Origin of the sequence: Limnomicrobium aquaticum, assembly GCF_040545545.1 — a bacterium.
Classification (GTDB): domain Bacteria; phylum Pseudomonadota; class Alphaproteobacteria; order Rhizobiales; family Rhizobiaceae; genus Ensifer_A; species Ensifer_A aquaticum.
In genome coordinates, this window is record NZ_JBEPMB010000008.1 from 139,114 (window position 1) to 154,094 (window position 14,981).

Genomic DNA, 14,981 nt, shown 5'->3' on the forward strand with positions numbered 1-14,981 from the left:
CAACATTGCTTTCCTGCGCTGATTATGAGGAAGCCCGGGCAGCGATGCGATCGTCGTAACGGCCGATCCTCACGCCATCGCCGCTTGGGGCTCTGCCGGCAGCTGCCGGTTCATCCAGTCGGCGGCGGTGCGGATGCCGCCGAGGGGGAAGACGTGGACCTGCGAAATGAGGCTCTCGGGGTTGCTTGCCTTGTATTGCGCAAGGCCGCTAACGACGTCGGTGGGCTCATAGGGCGCGAGCAGGCGGGTCACGTCCATGGCACGCTTCTGCAAGACTTTCAGCGACGGGCCGACGCCGCAGGAGAGGGCAAACTGGATCAGCGTTTGTAGCTTGGCAGGTCCCGCAATGCCGATATGGATGGGAAGGCGGACGCCGAGATCGGCGATGCGCTCGGCCCAGTTTGTGACGGCTGCGGCGTCGAAGGCGAACTGGGTGACGATCGCCATCTGCGCGTCGGTCCGCGCGGAGAAGTCCTGCTTCCATAGCAGGCCCGCATCGACTTGCGCCGTCGTGCCATCCGAGTCGATATCACGATTGCCTTCGGGGTGACCGGCGACATGCAGGTGCCGGAAGCCGTAGCGGTCGAAAAGGCCGGTTTCGAGCAGCTGGATGGCGCTTTCCAGAGTGCCTTCAGGCTTTGTCAGCCCGCCGCCGAGCAGCAGCGCCTGCGTAACGCCCGCTTCCTCGCGATAGCGCCGCACCCAGGTCTCCAGCGTCGTCAAATCGGGAATGATGCGGGCCGGAAAATGCGGCATCACAGGGAAGCCTTCTTCCGTCAGTCGCCGCGCGGTCGCCAGCATGTCCTCGAAGGGCGTTCCGGCGATATGGGCAATATAGACCCGCGTTCCGGCGGGTAGCAGAGCGCGGAAGCTCTCGACCTTCGCGGCCGTGCGCGGCATGACTTCAATGGACCAGTTGTCGATGAAGGATGCGGCCTCCGCATCGAGATCGGGGCTTGATGCCTTGGCGTCGGTGCGACTTCCGAAATTCAAAAAAGCCATCTTGCTCCTCCTCGATGTCTCTTGTTATGTATACATCAAGGTTGTCGAAACAATCAATATGCGGACGAAAATGACCTTTATGGTTGATATTTGGCGATAAGGTCTTGGAAAATGTGTACGCATAGCCGGTTTGTGGCACGCAAGGACTGACGGGGACGTGGGAGCGCTCTTCCAAGTCCTTCACAAGGGAGGAGAGACATGACCGACTATATTCTGACGCTTCGCTGCGCCAATCGCAGCGGTATCGTAGCCGCTGTTGCGGTGCGGATCGCCACCCATGGCGGCGACATTTTCGAGGCGCACCAGTTCGACGATCCGGAAACCGGGATGTTCTTCATGCGCGTGGCGTTTTCGATGTCGGAGCCGGAAGCTGCCTTTCGTGCCGGCATCGACGAAGAGGTGGAGCGCTTTGGCCTTGACTTGACGCTGCGCGTTGCCGGAACGCGGCGTAAGGTGTTGTTCATGGTGTCCCGCTTCGACCATTGCCTCGGCGATCTGCTCTACCGGATGCGGATCGGCGAGTTGAACATGGAGGCTGTCGGCATTATCAGCAATCACCCGCGCGGGGCGCTGAACCTGACGCTGATGGAGGGCATCCCCTATCATCACCTGCCGGTGACGAAGGAGACCAAGGCGGCACAGGAGGCGGACGTGCGGCGCATTGTGGAGAAGAGCGGGGCCGAGCTTGTCGTGCTGGCGCGCTACATGCAGGTACTTTCCGATGGGCTTTCGACGTTTCTTTCCGGCCGCTGCATCAACATCCACCACTCCTTCCTGCCCGGCTTCAAGGGCGCCAAGCCCTATCATCAGGCCCATGCGCGCGGCGTGAAGATGATCGGCGCGACGGCGCATTATGTGACTGGCGATCTCGATGAGGGACCGATCATATGCCAGGACGTCGAGCCGGTCAGCCATGCCGACACGCCGGAAGAACTGGTGGGCAAGGGGCGCGATATCGAGCGCCGGGTTCTGTCGCGCGCCGTGACGTGGCATCTGGAGGATCGCGTTCTGCTCAACAAGCACAAGACGGTCGTCTTCGCCAAATAGGCGGCGCTGTTCGTCAGTGTATACAAGTCGCCCTTGAGGCGCTTCGCAGTCGCCTCTGCGGGTGCTATAGCGTTTGCGTGAATGGGGGAATCCAACCATGAAAGTCAGTGAAGCGGCCACCCATGGCCGCCGGGCCGTGATCGAATTACGCGAAAAGATCGTCAGTGGCGAATTGCCCGGCGGAATGCGTCTTTTCGAAGTGTCGCTGGCCGAAACGCTGGAGATTTCCCGCACACCGGTGCGTGAGGCTCTGTCTCGGCTGGCGGAGGAGGGTCTTCTGGATCGTCTGCCCAATGGCGGCTTCGTTGTACGCCGCTTTGGCTATGAGGACGTGATCGATTCCATCGAGCTGCGCGGGGTCATGGAAGGTACGGCCGCGCGGCTTGCCGCCGAGCGGGGCGCTTCGCCGGAGGGTCTGGCTCGGCTGCATGAGATTGTCGAGAAGATCGACGCCTGTTTCGGGGAAGGCGATGCGGTCGATTTCGATGCCTATTCCGATCTCAACGAGGATTTTCACCGCGAGCTGGCCGGGCTCTGCGGCAGCGAAATGATCCGCCGCGAGGTGGAGCGCGCCTCGGCACTGCCCTTCGCCTCGCCGTCGGCATTTCTTCCCAATCGCATGGAAATCGCCGCCTTCCGCCGCTCGCTGCGCTCGGCGCAGGAGCAGCACAAGGCGATCGTCAATGCCATCGTCGGTCGCGAAGGCGCGCGCGCGGAATTCGTGGCGCGCGAACATGCGCGCACCGCGCGGCACAATATTGAATACATTTTCAATAAAGACCCCGACCTCTTAGCCAAGATCCCCGGACTAGCCCTGATCCACCGCTAGATACGGCAAAACAGCACGCTTTCCTCGTGATGCGTGCTGAAACCGTCATCCATCTATCGCCGTTTCCCAACAGTCTCCCAGAAAAAGAAGCTTGCATTCTGCGCGTCAATCGGCATGAATGTATACATAACAGCTTTGCCAATGGGAGGAACCACGATGGCTGCGTCCAGTCTGTCCGACATCATGAAAGAAAATCCCGACATCGTCGGGCGTCTGCGCAATTCCAAGATCGGGATGTATGTATACCCGGTCGTTGCCCCGGAATTTGCCAACTGGCGCGACGAACAGGCGGCCTGGCGCCATTCGGCGGTTCTCTTCGACCAGTCGCACCACATGGACGAACTGATCGTCGAAGGCCCTGATGCCGAGGCGTTCCTTGCCTATCACGGCATCAACGCCTTCTCGAATTTCGGCCTCAACCGCGCCAAGCATTTCGTGCCGGTCACGCCGAACGGCCATGTCATCGGCGACCACATCATCTTCCGTGAGCGCCAGGACAAGTTCATTCTCGTCGGCCGCGCGCCGACCTCCAACTGGCTGATGTTCTGCGCCGCCTATGGCAAATGGAATGTACGCATCAAGCACGATCCGCGCTCACCGTCGCGCCCTGAAGGCGAGCGCGTGTTCCGCACGCATTACCGCTACCAGATCCAGGGCCCCGAGGCCTACAAGATCTTCGAAAAGCTGAACCGTGGCCCGATCCCGGAGATCAAGTTCTTCCATGTCGACCAGATCAATGTCGGCTCCAAGAAGGTACAGGCGCTGCGCCACGGCATGTCCGGCGCGCCGGGTCTCGAAATCTGGGGTCCCTATGACGACAAGAACTATATCCTGAGCTGCATTCTCGAAGCCGCCAAGGAAGCCAATGTCGATCTCGTGCGCTGCGGCAGCCGCGCCTATTCGACCAACACGCTGGAATCCGGCTGGATCCCGTCTCCGCTGCCGGGCATCTATACCGGCGACGGCATGTTGCAGGCCTATCGCGAGTGGCTTGGTGCTGACTCTTACGAAGCGACGGGTGCCATCGGCGGCAGCTACGTCTCGAACAATATCGAGGACTATTACGTCAACCCGTTCGAACTCGGCTATGATTTCTATATCGGCTGGAAGAAGGACGACTTCATCGGCAAGCAGGCGCTCTCGAAGATGAAGGAGCAGAAGAACCGCAAGAAGGTGACCTTCGAGTGGAACGCCGAAGATGTTGTCGAGGTCATCGCCTCGGCCTTCAAGCCGGGTGAGGACCACTACAAGTGGATCGACTTCCCGCAGCCGAACTATGCCTCGACCAGCGCCGACCTGATCCTCGACCAGAGCGGCAAGCGCGTCGGCATGTCGATGTTCAACGGCTATTCCTATAACGAGCGCTGCCTGCTTTCGCTGGGCATCGTCGATCCGGACATCAACGAAGGCGACGTGCTGACGCTCGTCTGGGGCGAGCCGGACGGCGGTTCGGGCAAGACCTCGACCGAGCGCCACAAGCAGGCCAAGATCCGCGTCCGCGTCTCGCCGACGCCGTATGCCCGCGAAGCCCGCGAGAATTATGCGGAAAGCTGGCGCACCAAGCGCTGAGACATGGAGCCGGCGCGGTGCGCGAGCGCTGCGCCTGATCTTTTCATCGAGAAACGACTGATAAAACGAAAACACCGAAGGCAAGTCTTGCCTTCGGTGTTTTCGTTTCTGGCTTATCTCAGGAAACGCTGAGCAGCCCCTCCAGCCTTTCCGGATCGTCCAACAGCGCCTGCGATGTGCCTTGATAGCTCACCGCCCCGCGGTCCAGAACCACGGCCTCGTCCGTCAGCGGCAATATCTTGCGCGCCTTCTGCTCGATGATGATCGCCGACATGCCCTCGTCCCGCACGATGCGGCGGAGTGCTGCCAGCAGTTCATCGACGATGATCGGGGCAAGGCCCTCCAGCGGCTCGTCGAGAAGCAGCAGCTTCGGGTTGAGCATGAGGGCGCGGGCGACGGCAAGCATCTGCTGTTCGCCGCCGGAAAGCTGGTTGCCCATGTTGCGCCGGCGTTCCTTCAGGCGGGGGAACATCTGATAAGCACGCTCCAGCGACCACGGGCCGGGGCGGGCAGTGGCGGTCAGGTTCTCCTCCACGGTCAGCGAAGGGAAGATGTTGCGCTCCTGCGGCACCCAGCCGATGCCGTGCGGCGCGCGCTGTTCGGGCCGCAGGCGGGCGATGTCGCAGCCGTCGAAATGGATCGCGCCGGCATGATGCGTGGTAACGCCGGCAATCGTGTCGACCAGCGTCGTCTTGCCGGCACCGTTGCGGCCGAGAAGCGCGAGCGACCGTCCGGCTTCGACGGTGAGATCGATATGCGAGAGAACCCGCGCCTCGCCATAGCCGGCCACCAGTTTCTCGATGTGGAGGAGCGCGGTCATCATGTATCCTCCCCGAGATAGATGGCCTTGACCTGCGGGTTGCGGGCGATCTCCTCGACCGTGCCTTCCGCAAAGAGGGCACCGGCGGCGAGAACCGAGATGCGGTCGGCGAAGGAGAAGACGAGGTCCATGTCGTGCTCGATCAGCACCACGGTCACGTCTTCGGGCAGGGCGCGAACGATGGCCAGAACCTCCTCGCGCTCCTCCTCCGGGACGCCAGCCGCGGGCTCGTCCAGCAACAGGACCTTCGGCTTCGCAGCGATGGCAAGGGCAATTTCGAGCAATCTTTGCTTGCCATATGGCAGCAATTTCGTCTCATTTGACATTGCGTCAGCGAGTCCGAACTGTTCCAGCGTTGCTACCGCCTCCTCGGCGACGTCACGGTCTGCCGCAAGGGGCCGCCAGAAGCGGCGGCCGTGGCCCTTGCGCTCGCCGATGGCGAGCATCATGGAATCGAGCGGCGTGAAGTCGCCGAAAAGCTGGTTGATCTGGAAGGTGCGCGACAGGCCACGCGCCACGCGGGCATGGGCGGGGAGCGTCGTGATGTCCTCACCGTCGAGCAGAATCTGCCCGCTTGTCGGCGCGAAGACGCCCGTGAAGAGATTGATCAGCGTGGTCTTGCCCGCGCCATTGGGCCCGATCAGCGCATGGCGCGCGCCTTTGCGAATAGAGAGCGACACGTCATGCGTGGCGGTGAAGCCGCCGAAGCGCTTGACGAGATGCCGCGTTTCGAGCGCCGTCATCGTGTTTCCTCCCTGCCCCTGAGCCGCGCGGCCAGCAGGGCGGGCCAGCCGGTCAGCCGCTCGCGGCCGATCATGACAATGGCGACGAGGATGGTGCCGATCCAGAACATCCAGTATTGCGGGGTGGCGACGGAGAGCCAGGCGCGCAGCATGGTGAAGATGATTGCGCCGAAAATGCCCCCATAAAGATGGCCCGCGCCGCCGATGACGAGGACCAGCAGCACATCGGCCGAGCGGTGGAACGCGAGCACGTCGGGCGAGACGAAATTGGTGGTCTGCGCGAGCAGGGCTCCCGCCATGCCGGCATAGGCGGCAGACACAGCATAGATGACGACAATGCGCCGCTTGGGCGAAATGCCGAGCATCGCGGCACGGCGCGGATTACGCCTGATCGCCATCAGCGACAGGCCGAAGGGCGAATTGACGATCCGCCGGACGACATAGGTGAGGGCGATCAGTACGGCGAGGCAATAGACATAGCCGGTGCGGCCCCAGAGATCGAATTCGAAGAGGCCGAGAATGGGTCCCATGGATATGCCCGAGAGCCCGTCCGCGCCGCCGGTGAGCCAGGCGGCCTGATTGCCGAGTTCTGCCAGCAGCATGGCGACGCCGAAGGTGGTCATCAGCCGCGTGAGGTCCGAGCCGCGCAGCACGAGAAAGCTGGTCGCCAGCCCGAAGAGACCGCTGATCAGACCGGCGAAGACGAGGCCGGTGACGGGTTCGGCGATATAGTCGCGCGCCAGAATGCCCGCCGCATAGGCCCCTAGCCCGAAAAAGGCGGTGTGGCCGAGCGAGACAATGCCCGAATAACCGAGGATGAGATCGAGAGAGACGGCGAAGAGCGCGAGGATCGCGATTTCCGTCAGGATCAGCAATTGCGAGGGCAGCACGAAGATCGCGGCAACGGCGATGAGCCAGAGCGCGATTTCCCAGAGGCGCCAGCGGTGCTTGGCGTTGAGCAGGGTGAGGGCGTCGGTTTGACGACTCATCGGCCGCCCTCTCGCGTAAAGAGGCCATTTGGCCGCACGATTAACACGAGGATCATCACTGCATAGATGATGAAGGCGCCCGCCTGCGGCAGGTAATATTTGCCCCCCACATCTGCGATGCCGAGAAGCAGGGCGGCGACAAACGGCCCGGTGATCGAGGATGTTCCGCCGACGGTGACGACAATCATGAAATAGATCAGGAATTTCAGCGGGAAATTCGGGTCAAGACCCAGCATGTCCGCCCCGATCGCGCCGCCAAGGCCGGCAAGGCCGGAACCGAGCGCGAAGGTGAGCACGAAAATGGTCGAGACATTGATGCCGAGACCGCGCGCCACGCGCCCGTCATCCACGGCGGCGCGGAGCTGGCTGCCGAAGCGGGTGCGGGTCAGTGCAAGCTGGAGGGCGACCGCGAGAAGGGCGCAGATGACGATGACGAAAAGCCGGCTGCGGCCGATGCCCACCCCGAAGAGATCGAAGCGGCCACGCAGTTCAGCGGGCAGGTTGATGAGCTGCTGCTGGCCGCCCATGAAATAGTCTGCCGCCGCAATCGCCATGAAGACGAGACCGATGGAGAAAAGCACCTGATCGAGATGCGATGCGCGGTAAAGCCGGCGATAAAGTGTGACCTCCAGCGCCGCGCCGATCAGCGCCGTGACAAGGAAGGCCGCCGGCAGGCAGAGGTAAAAGGAGATGCCGTAGCGGTTCATCAGGATCACGGTGACATAGCCGCCCGCCATGGCGAAGGCACCATGAGCGAGATTGACGAAGTTCATCAGCCCGAGCGTGATCGACAATCCGCAGGCGAGAATGAAGAGCAGCATTCCATAGGCTATGCCGTCGAACAGGATCGTGAGCATGGTCTCTCCCGGTTAAACGGCGGGCGCGACTGCCCCACCGCCGGTTTCGGAAATGTCGGTAACTGGAGATCACCGAACTAAGACAGCTTGGCTAATCACTTCGCCACGAAGGGATCGTGGATTTTCTTGAACGTGTCGAACTCGACGTTGTAGAGTTCGCCGTCCTTCTTCTCGACCTTGCGAATATAGATGTCCTGGACGATGTCGCGCGTGGCGGGATCGATCGAGATAGGCCCACGGGGGCTCGTCCATTCCATGCCCTTCATCGCGGTGATCAGCTTCGTGCCGTCCGTGTCGCCATTGGTCTTGTCGAGCGCCGCATAGGCAAGATGCATGGCGTCAAAGCCGCCGACCGCCATGAAGTTGGGACGCATCTTGGCGGCGTCCTTCACCTGCTTCACGAAAGCCTTGTTCTCCGGGCTGTCATGGTCTGCCGAATAAAAATGCCCGGTGATGACCCCGAGCGCCGGATCGCCGATGGCGCCGAGCAGATCGTCATCGGTCACGTCGCCCGTGGCAATCAGCTTGATGCCGGCATCCGCCAGACCGCGATCGACAAACTGCTTCATGAACAGCGAGCCGACGCCGGCCGGCACGAAAACGAAGACCGCATCCGGCTTTGCATCGCGCACCCGCTGGAGGAAGGGCGCAAAATCGGGGTTCTGGAGCGGCACGCGCACCGCCTCGACGATCTCGCCGCCGTCCTTCTTGAACTGGTCGGTAAAGCCCTTCTCGATATCGTAGCCGGGGCCGTAATCCGTCACCAAAGTCACGACGCGCTTCAACCCGTTCTTCGCCGCCCAGGTGGCGACGGGAACTGCCGATTGCGGACCGGCCATGGAGGTGCGCACATAATAGTCGGATTTCGACATGATGGCCGAGGTCGTGGCCGAGGTGATGATGGCTGGCACCTTGGCCTGAATGAGAACCGGAGCGACCGAAAGCGCCAGCGGCGTCAGGCCGAAGCCCATCAGCATCGACACCTTGTCGTTGACGATCAGTTCCTGCGCGAGGCGGCGTGTCTGGTCGGCGGTACCGGCGTCATCGCGCAGCACGATCTCGATCTTCTTGCCGCCGGCTGTGTCACCATTGAGCGCCATGTATGCACGAACGCCAGCTTCAACCTGCCGGCCGGTCGAGGCGAAGGGGCCTGTCATGGGCAGGATCAGGCCGATCTTGACCGCATCCGCAGCAAATGACGGTGCTGCGCCCGAAAGCATGGCAATAGCGGCTGTGCTGGCAATGAGATGACGTCTGGTGATCATGTGCATTTCCTCCCGTTTGTCGTTTCGACACGCAGATCGCAGACGGCAGGGCCGTAACGGGAAGGGCGCTCCTCCAAGCTCTTTCCTTCAGCGATCAATCCATGATGGCTCGCAATGTATACATACATATCAGGGGTGCACAAGATAGGATGTTGTCACGCATTTCGTCTCGCAGCGGTACGGACGATGTCGGTCTTTATCGAGCGTGAGGCAGGACGTGTGATGCATCTGTGGCTGCGCCGCAGCAGATGCGAGGCCTCTCAGCCGCTGCCGGCCGTTTGTCTTTGCGCCGCCCAACTGCGGTAATGGTCCTCGATGGTTTCCGCGATCGGCCGGTAGACGATACCAAGTTCGGTCCGGCTGCGGCTGTTATCAAGCGCGAAGCGGATGCCGAGGTGGTTGGACATGTATTCCTGTGTGAGGCCGAACAGCGGGCCGATGACGCGGACGACGACATTCGGGATCTGCCAGGAGGGCAGCATATATGGCCTGGCATGAACCCGTCGCGCATAACCTGCAAGTTCCACAAAGGTTCGGGTGTGATCCTCCGCTACGATGTAGCGGCCATGGGCATCCGGATTCCTCGCGGCCCGGATATGGGCGGCGGCAACCTCACGAACGTCTACACAGGCCAGCGACAGATCCGGCATGCCGTAGAAGAAATAGCCCTTGAACATTTCGTCCAGGAGGAAAAGCGAGCCGGATTCCGAGGCCGGTGTGATGGATGGGCCGAGCACCATGCCGGGATTGATCGTGACCAGAGACCAGCGGCTCTGAGCGGCGTTCATCTTCCAGGCTTCCTTCTCGGCCAGAACCTTGGAATAATGATAGGGATTGTTTTTCACATTGCTCGTGGTGTTGAAATACGCCTCCGAAAGTGTGCGGTTCTTCATCGCGTAAACGTCGATATAGTCGCCAAATATGGCGCCGATTGTCGATGTCATGACCACGCGGGTGACGATTTCGGTCCGGTTCACCGATGCCAGCACGTTACGGCTGCCCTTGAGCGCGGGATCGACCATTTCGGTCTGCCCATCCTTGATTTTCTCCGGCAGCTTGAACGGGGAGGCGACGTGGTAGACGATGGAGCAGCCGGCCATGGCGGCATCAAATGAACCTTCCTTGAGCAGGTCCGCCTCGAACAGCTTCAGCCGGCCCGGATAGCGCGCCTGCAGGTCGAGCAGTGGCTGGACCTTCGCTCTGTTCTTGAGGCTGCGGATAGTCGCATGAACCGTCGTCCCATCGGCGAGAAGCTGAAGGATGATGTGGCTGGCGACGAAGCCGGTCCCACCGGTGACAAGAACTGTTTCTTCCATATGCGTAGATCCCCTTGTTGTATCCTGAGCTGGAAGTGCATGTGCATGCGGGGTCGCGAGCTATCGTCTGTCCCTATGTTTTATGCAGTTCAGGCCGCGAAACCGCTTCTCGGCTTCGCCTGCCTTTCCCCTAGTAGCCTGCCTTCATGATCGAGCGCTCGCCACGCAGATGTCGCGCGGCGGCATCCTTCTGGTCCTTCCTCAGGCGACCGTTCGCGATATATTTGATCAGCCACGGAATGCGCTTGACCTTCAGACCTGCGCTCGCCGCCAGAACGAAGCTCTCGGCGGACTTCTCGAGAATCTCGATGTTCAGCAGCAGGCGTTCCAGACCCATGCCCAGACAGATCGAGAGATTGTCCAGGCAATAGCCGTTCGCGCCGTTGTGAAGCGCCGGAAATGCGCCCGGTTCGGTCGAACGGCGGGCAACGCGGCGGGCTTCCACGCCGAGCTGGCGGATCTGTTCGTCGAAGATCGGCGGCAGCGAGAGGTCGAGGCGCGACAGCATGCTGGTCCAGGTGAACTGGCCTGTGGCAATCGCACCGACATCCGGCCGGGCGGCGTAGATGGCATGGTGCAGGTCGGATGAAGAGCCCATCAGGTCCGACCACGCGAAATCCTCCGGTACGTCCTGCCCGGCTACGATACCGGTCAGGACCATGGCGTTCTGCTCCGGGATACGCTGCGAGAGCGTGTCCCCCGGCTTCAGGAGGCCCTTTCCGGCAAGCCTTGCGGCGGCAAGGCCCAGCGTTTCTTCAATGGTAGTGCGGTCAAGGCTCATCGTCTCAAACCAGCTTGAAGACATCTTCGAAACGGTTGAGCGCATCGTCGATCACATCATCCGTATCGGCCATGCTCGTGTAGATGCGACTGCCAGCGAGCGTCAGGATGCCGCGCGAGAGATAGGCCGCGCCCATCTCTTCCATCAGATGCTTGCGGGCATCGGCTTCGCGCATCAGCTTGATCGGGTTGCGCATGCTCATGAGCAGCACCGCGGACGTTTGCAGATGGACGATGGAGCCCATGTTGTAGACGACGTAAGGCAGGCCGAGGCGGTTCATGATCTCCTTGAGCCCTGCGGTCAGGCGATCGCCGGCGCGGCCAGCGAGAACCGGTGCGCCCGTGCGCGCCATTTCCTCGATGGCATAGTAGCCGGCGACGCAGGAAAGCGGGTTCGCCGAGAGCGTGCCGCCGACAAAGGCGCGCTTGCCGCCCTTGCCGCCGATGCCGCCGGCGAGCGTCATCATGATCTCCTTGCGTCCGCCGATGCCGCCCGCCATGGGGTAGCCGCCGGTGATCGCCTTGCCGAAGACGGTGATATCAGGCTTTACGTTGAAATAGCCTTGGCCGCCGCCCATGCCGACGCGGAAGCCGGTGACGACTTCGTCGAAGATCAGCAGTGCGCCGAATTCGTCGCAGAGCTTGCGGACTTCGCGATTGTATTCCGGTGTGACCGGGCGCGTACCGCTTTCGGGGCCCAGCGGTTCAACGATGACGGCTGCGGTGCCGCCGCGGATCTTGTTGAGCATCAGCTTGCGACGCAGCGACCCGAGTTCGTTCGGGAAGACTTCCTGCGTATAAGCCGTTGAGCCCTTCGGAATGCCGTGAGCCTCGCGGCGGCCGGTGCCGGGCACGCGCATGCCATAGACCATCTGGTCCGACCAGCCGTGATAATCGCCGCCGACCTTGATGACCCATTTCTTGCCGGTATGGGCGCGGGCGAGGCGGATCGCGCCCATGACGGCTTCCGTGCCCGAACCCAGCATGCGGAACATTTCGATGCCGGGCATGTATTTGCGGATGATCTCGGCGAGTTTGATTTCGTATTCATGCAGCAGGCCGGTCACGGGCCCACAGCTTTCGACGATCTCGTGGACCTTCTGCCGGACCGGCTGATAGTTGGAGCCCAGAATGGTCGGGCCCCCGGCCTGGAGAAAATCGATATAGCGATTGCCGTCCTCATCCCACATATAGGCGCCGTCCACCTTGGCGGCGGCAATGGCGAAGGGATAGTTGAAGGCGAGATTGTGCTGAACGCCGCCGGGAATGACCTCCTTGGCACGTTCGGCCAGCGCCTTCGAGGTCTTGCACTTCTGCTCGAAGTAGTCGAGCACCTGCGGCATGTTCTGCCGCGCAATGCCGCGCACAGGCTGCTTGAGCAGGGCATTGAGACGGCCCATCAGGTCGGGATAGTCCGGCCAGGCGCTGATCGAATAGGCATTGGTGGAGATGTCTGCGCTCATGTTCATGTCTCAAGCTCCCATCAATTCAATTTTGTTCAGGGTGTTCAGGAGGCTCGCCTGAAGCTGTTTGTCGAGGTTGGCGCGCTTTTCCAGACGCTCGCGAAGGAAGGCGGCTGCAGCCGCATCGATCTTGCGAATAACGCCAAGCCCCGCCTGAAAGTCCGGCGCCGAGCAGATCGCGCCATGGCTGGCCATCAGATAGGCGTTGATGTCGGAGCGCAGGTTCTTGCGGAAGACTTTTGCCAGCATGCCGGTGCCCGAGGGACGATAGGGGATGACGGCGATATGGGGACCGAGCCCGGTTCGATCCGTGCCGGCTGGCCAGGGCAGAACCTCGTGTGACAGCGCAACCGCGCTAGCCACCGGCTGGTGGGTGTGGATGCTGACGCCATGGTCAGGATGCGCTTTCAGCATGGCGGCGTGCAGCGCCTTCTCGACCGTTGGGGTTCTTTCGCCTTCGACAACCGTGAGCGTGTCGATATCGAGGACGACGACGTCCTCGGCATGTATCAGGTAGTAATCGAGCGCAGTCGGTGTCACGGCCATCAGCTTGTCATTGAGGCGTAAACCGAGATTGCCGCCCGTGCCGGCAAAATAGCCGGCATCGGCGAGTGTGCGGCACATGTCGGCGACATCCTGTCTTTCCTTGGCGAAACTGATCATCACATCATCCTTTCGCGCCGTTCAGGCGGCGGTAAAGCGGAGCCAGGCGCTTGTGCAGTTCGGTGAAAATGCCGAAGCGTTCGTCGTAGAGCTGGCGGGTTGCCGCCTGTGGATCATAGACGCGGTCGATGACGACCGATTTCGTCGCTTCGCGCATGTCCATGATCTTCAATCCGTGCAGCGCGATAAAGGTTGCGCCGCGGGCATTGGCCTTCATCGGGTCGCGCGGCTGCCGAATTCTGACATTCAGCACATCGGCGAAAATCTGGCACCAGGAGTTCGACATTGCGCCGCCGCCGATGATGGTCAGTTCCTCTATTCTGCGGTCGAGGAACTTGTTGACCGGGCGCATCATCCAGCGCGTGTTGAGCGCCACGCCTTCGAAAACGGCGCGCACCAGCGTTTCGCGGTTATGCTCCATGCTCATGTTGAAAATGCCGGCGCGAAGCGATGCATCGTCGACAGGGCTCCGTTCGCCGAACAGCCAGGGCAGATAGACCATGCCCTGCGCGCCGGCCGGCGTGCGGGCTGATATCTCGTCCAGCACCGCGTAGACATCGGGCGTCGGCTCACCCCGATAGAGCCCGTCATCGTGAAAAACGATGCGATCCTTCAGGAACGCTATGTTGGCGGCACCGCTCGATTGCATTGCCATCATCAGATATTTCGACGGGGCAGGGCAGGGAACGGAGGCGATCTGGTCGAAGATACTCGTCTTCTTGAACGGCACATGCGCGCCGATCCACGAGGACGAGCCCATGTAAAGATGCGCTTCATAATCCTCATAGGCCCCGGCGCCGATGGCTGCGGCCGAATTGTCGATCGCTCCAGCGACGATTGGGATCCTGGGAGACAGACCGAGCTGTTGGGCGACCTCGGGCAGAAGCGTGCCGATGACATCGGTGCAGCGCACGAGATCGGGGAATTTTGATTTGTCGATGCCGCTTGCGGCAATCAGACCGTCGTCATAACGGATATTGTCGACATTGCGATTATCTGTGACCCAAGAGGTCAGAATGGAATCCTGGGTGGCGCAGAACCGGCCGGTAAGGCGCAGATTGAAGAAGTCCAACACGTTGAGGAATTTGTAGGTCTTCTCGTAAATCGCGGGCAATTCGTCACGCACGAAGAGCATATGCCCCGCGGGGTCTTTCCCGGACAGGGCCGGGGCGCCGCCGCAGAGCCGCAGCCATTTCTGCAGCTTGATTGCGTCGTAACCGGCGACCTTCAGCGATCCCCGCATGGACTTTTTCAAGTTCCGCGCGCCGCGCATGTCGAGCCAGGTGATACCGTTGGTCAGCGGCTGGCCGTCTCGATCGACCGCAATCGTGCCCTCGCCTTGGGTCGAGGCGCAGATGCCGGCGATCTGGCCGCGCGAGACTGTTGTCCTGGAAAGGACCTCCCGGCTGGCTTCCAGAAAAGCCGCCCACCAGTCTTCCGGCCGTTGCTCTGCGCCGATGCCGTCGACAACCTGCAATCCGACGGGACGAAAGGCCCACGCCGCGACATCGCCATTGCCCGAAACCAGGCCCACCTTGCAGCCGCTGGTGCCCAGATCGATCGCCAGAATGTATTGGTCGAACACTGTCATTGCACGTTCCCGCGGGTCAGCGCTTGGCCGCGCCATTTCACCCATTT

The 14,981-nt window shown here is 61.5% G+C and carries 14 protein-coding genes; 3 read left to right on the forward strand and 11 right to left on the reverse strand.

The genetic code is table 11. The annotated features are described in order from the left end of the window. Positions 1-69: 69 nt before the first annotated feature. Positions 70-1,002, reverse strand: a complete 933-nt coding sequence (locus ABID16_RS19840) for a methylenetetrahydrofolate reductase (RefSeq protein WP_354558096.1) — start codon at positions 1,000-1,002, stop codon at positions 70-72. Between the two features lie 198 nt (positions 1,003-1,200). Here ABID16_RS19840 and purU point away from each other — a divergent pair, with 198 nt between their 5' ends. From purU to ligM, 3 genes are all read left to right on the forward strand, one after another. Then, positions 1,201-2,049, forward strand: a complete 849-nt coding sequence (gene purU, locus ABID16_RS19845) for a formyltetrahydrofolate deformylase (protein ID WP_354558097.1) — start codon at positions 1,201-1,203, stop codon at positions 2,047-2,049. Positions 2,050-2,146: 97 nt separating this feature from the next. Further along, positions 2,147-2,878, forward strand: coding sequence for a GntR family transcriptional regulator (locus tag ABID16_RS19850; protein WP_354558098.1), 732 nt, complete (start codon positions 2,147-2,149; stop codon positions 2,876-2,878). A gap of 156 nt (positions 2,879-3,034) precedes the next feature. Continuing rightward, entirely contained in the window at positions 3,035-4,447 is a 1,413-nt protein-coding gene (gene ligM, locus ABID16_RS19855; RefSeq protein ID WP_354558099.1) for a vanillate/3-O-methylgallate O-demethylase, read from the forward strand. A gap of 118 nt (positions 4,448-4,565) precedes the next feature. On the opposite strand, the gene ABID16_RS19860 is transcribed toward ligM, so the two are convergent. The 10 genes from ABID16_RS19860 to ABID16_RS19905 form a co-directional block, all read right to left on the reverse strand. Then, positions 4,566-5,267, reverse strand: coding sequence for an ABC transporter ATP-binding protein (locus tag ABID16_RS19860; protein ID WP_354558162.1), 702 nt, complete (start codon positions 5,265-5,267; stop codon positions 4,566-4,568). Next, complete coding sequence (locus tag ABID16_RS19865) at positions 5,267-6,010, reverse strand: ABC transporter ATP-binding protein (RefSeq protein ID WP_354558100.1); 744 nt, start codon at positions 6,008-6,010, stop codon at positions 5,267-5,269. The genes ABID16_RS19860 and ABID16_RS19865 overlap by 1 nt, the downstream gene beginning before the upstream one ends. Beyond that, complete coding sequence (locus ABID16_RS19870; RefSeq protein ID WP_354558101.1) at positions 6,007-6,999, reverse strand: branched-chain amino acid ABC transporter permease; 993 nt, start codon at positions 6,997-6,999, stop codon at positions 6,007-6,009. The genes ABID16_RS19865 and ABID16_RS19870 overlap by 4 nt, the downstream gene beginning before the upstream one ends. Continuing rightward, the gene (locus ABID16_RS19875) at positions 6,996-7,856 is read right to left on the reverse strand and encodes a branched-chain amino acid ABC transporter permease (RefSeq protein WP_354558102.1); all 861 of its coding nucleotides are present in this window, start codon (positions 7,854-7,856) and stop codon (positions 6,996-6,998) included. The genes ABID16_RS19870 and ABID16_RS19875 overlap by 4 nt, the downstream gene beginning before the upstream one ends. Before the next feature lie 95 nt (positions 7,857-7,951). After that, complete coding sequence (locus ABID16_RS19880; RefSeq protein ID WP_354558103.1) at positions 7,952-9,121, reverse strand: ABC transporter substrate-binding protein; 1,170 nt, start codon at positions 9,119-9,121, stop codon at positions 7,952-7,954. Positions 9,122-9,381: 260 nt separating this feature from the next. After that, entirely contained in the window at positions 9,382-10,437 is a 1,056-nt protein-coding gene (locus ABID16_RS19885; protein ID WP_354558104.1) for an NAD-dependent epimerase/dehydratase family protein, read from the reverse strand. Between the two features lie 130 nt (positions 10,438-10,567). Continuing rightward, positions 10,568-11,218, reverse strand: coding sequence for a hypothetical protein (locus ABID16_RS19890; RefSeq protein WP_354558105.1), 651 nt, complete (start codon positions 11,216-11,218; stop codon positions 10,568-10,570). A 4-nt stretch (positions 11,219-11,222) separates the two neighbouring features. Beyond that, positions 11,223-12,686 carry an aspartate aminotransferase family protein gene (locus ABID16_RS19895; RefSeq protein WP_354558106.1) on the reverse strand — a complete coding sequence of 488 codons (1,464 nt, stop codon included), beginning with the start codon at positions 12,684-12,686 and terminating at the stop codon, positions 11,223-11,225. 3 nt (positions 12,687-12,689) lie between these two features. Further along, entirely contained in the window at positions 12,690-13,343 is a 654-nt protein-coding gene (locus ABID16_RS19900) for a class II aldolase/adducin family protein (RefSeq protein WP_354558107.1), read from the reverse strand. A gap of 4 nt (positions 13,344-13,347) precedes the next feature. Continuing rightward, entirely contained in the window at positions 13,348-14,934 is a 1,587-nt protein-coding gene (locus tag ABID16_RS19905; protein ID WP_354558108.1) for a xylulokinase, read from the reverse strand. Between the last annotated feature and the right edge of the window lie 47 nt (positions 14,935-14,981).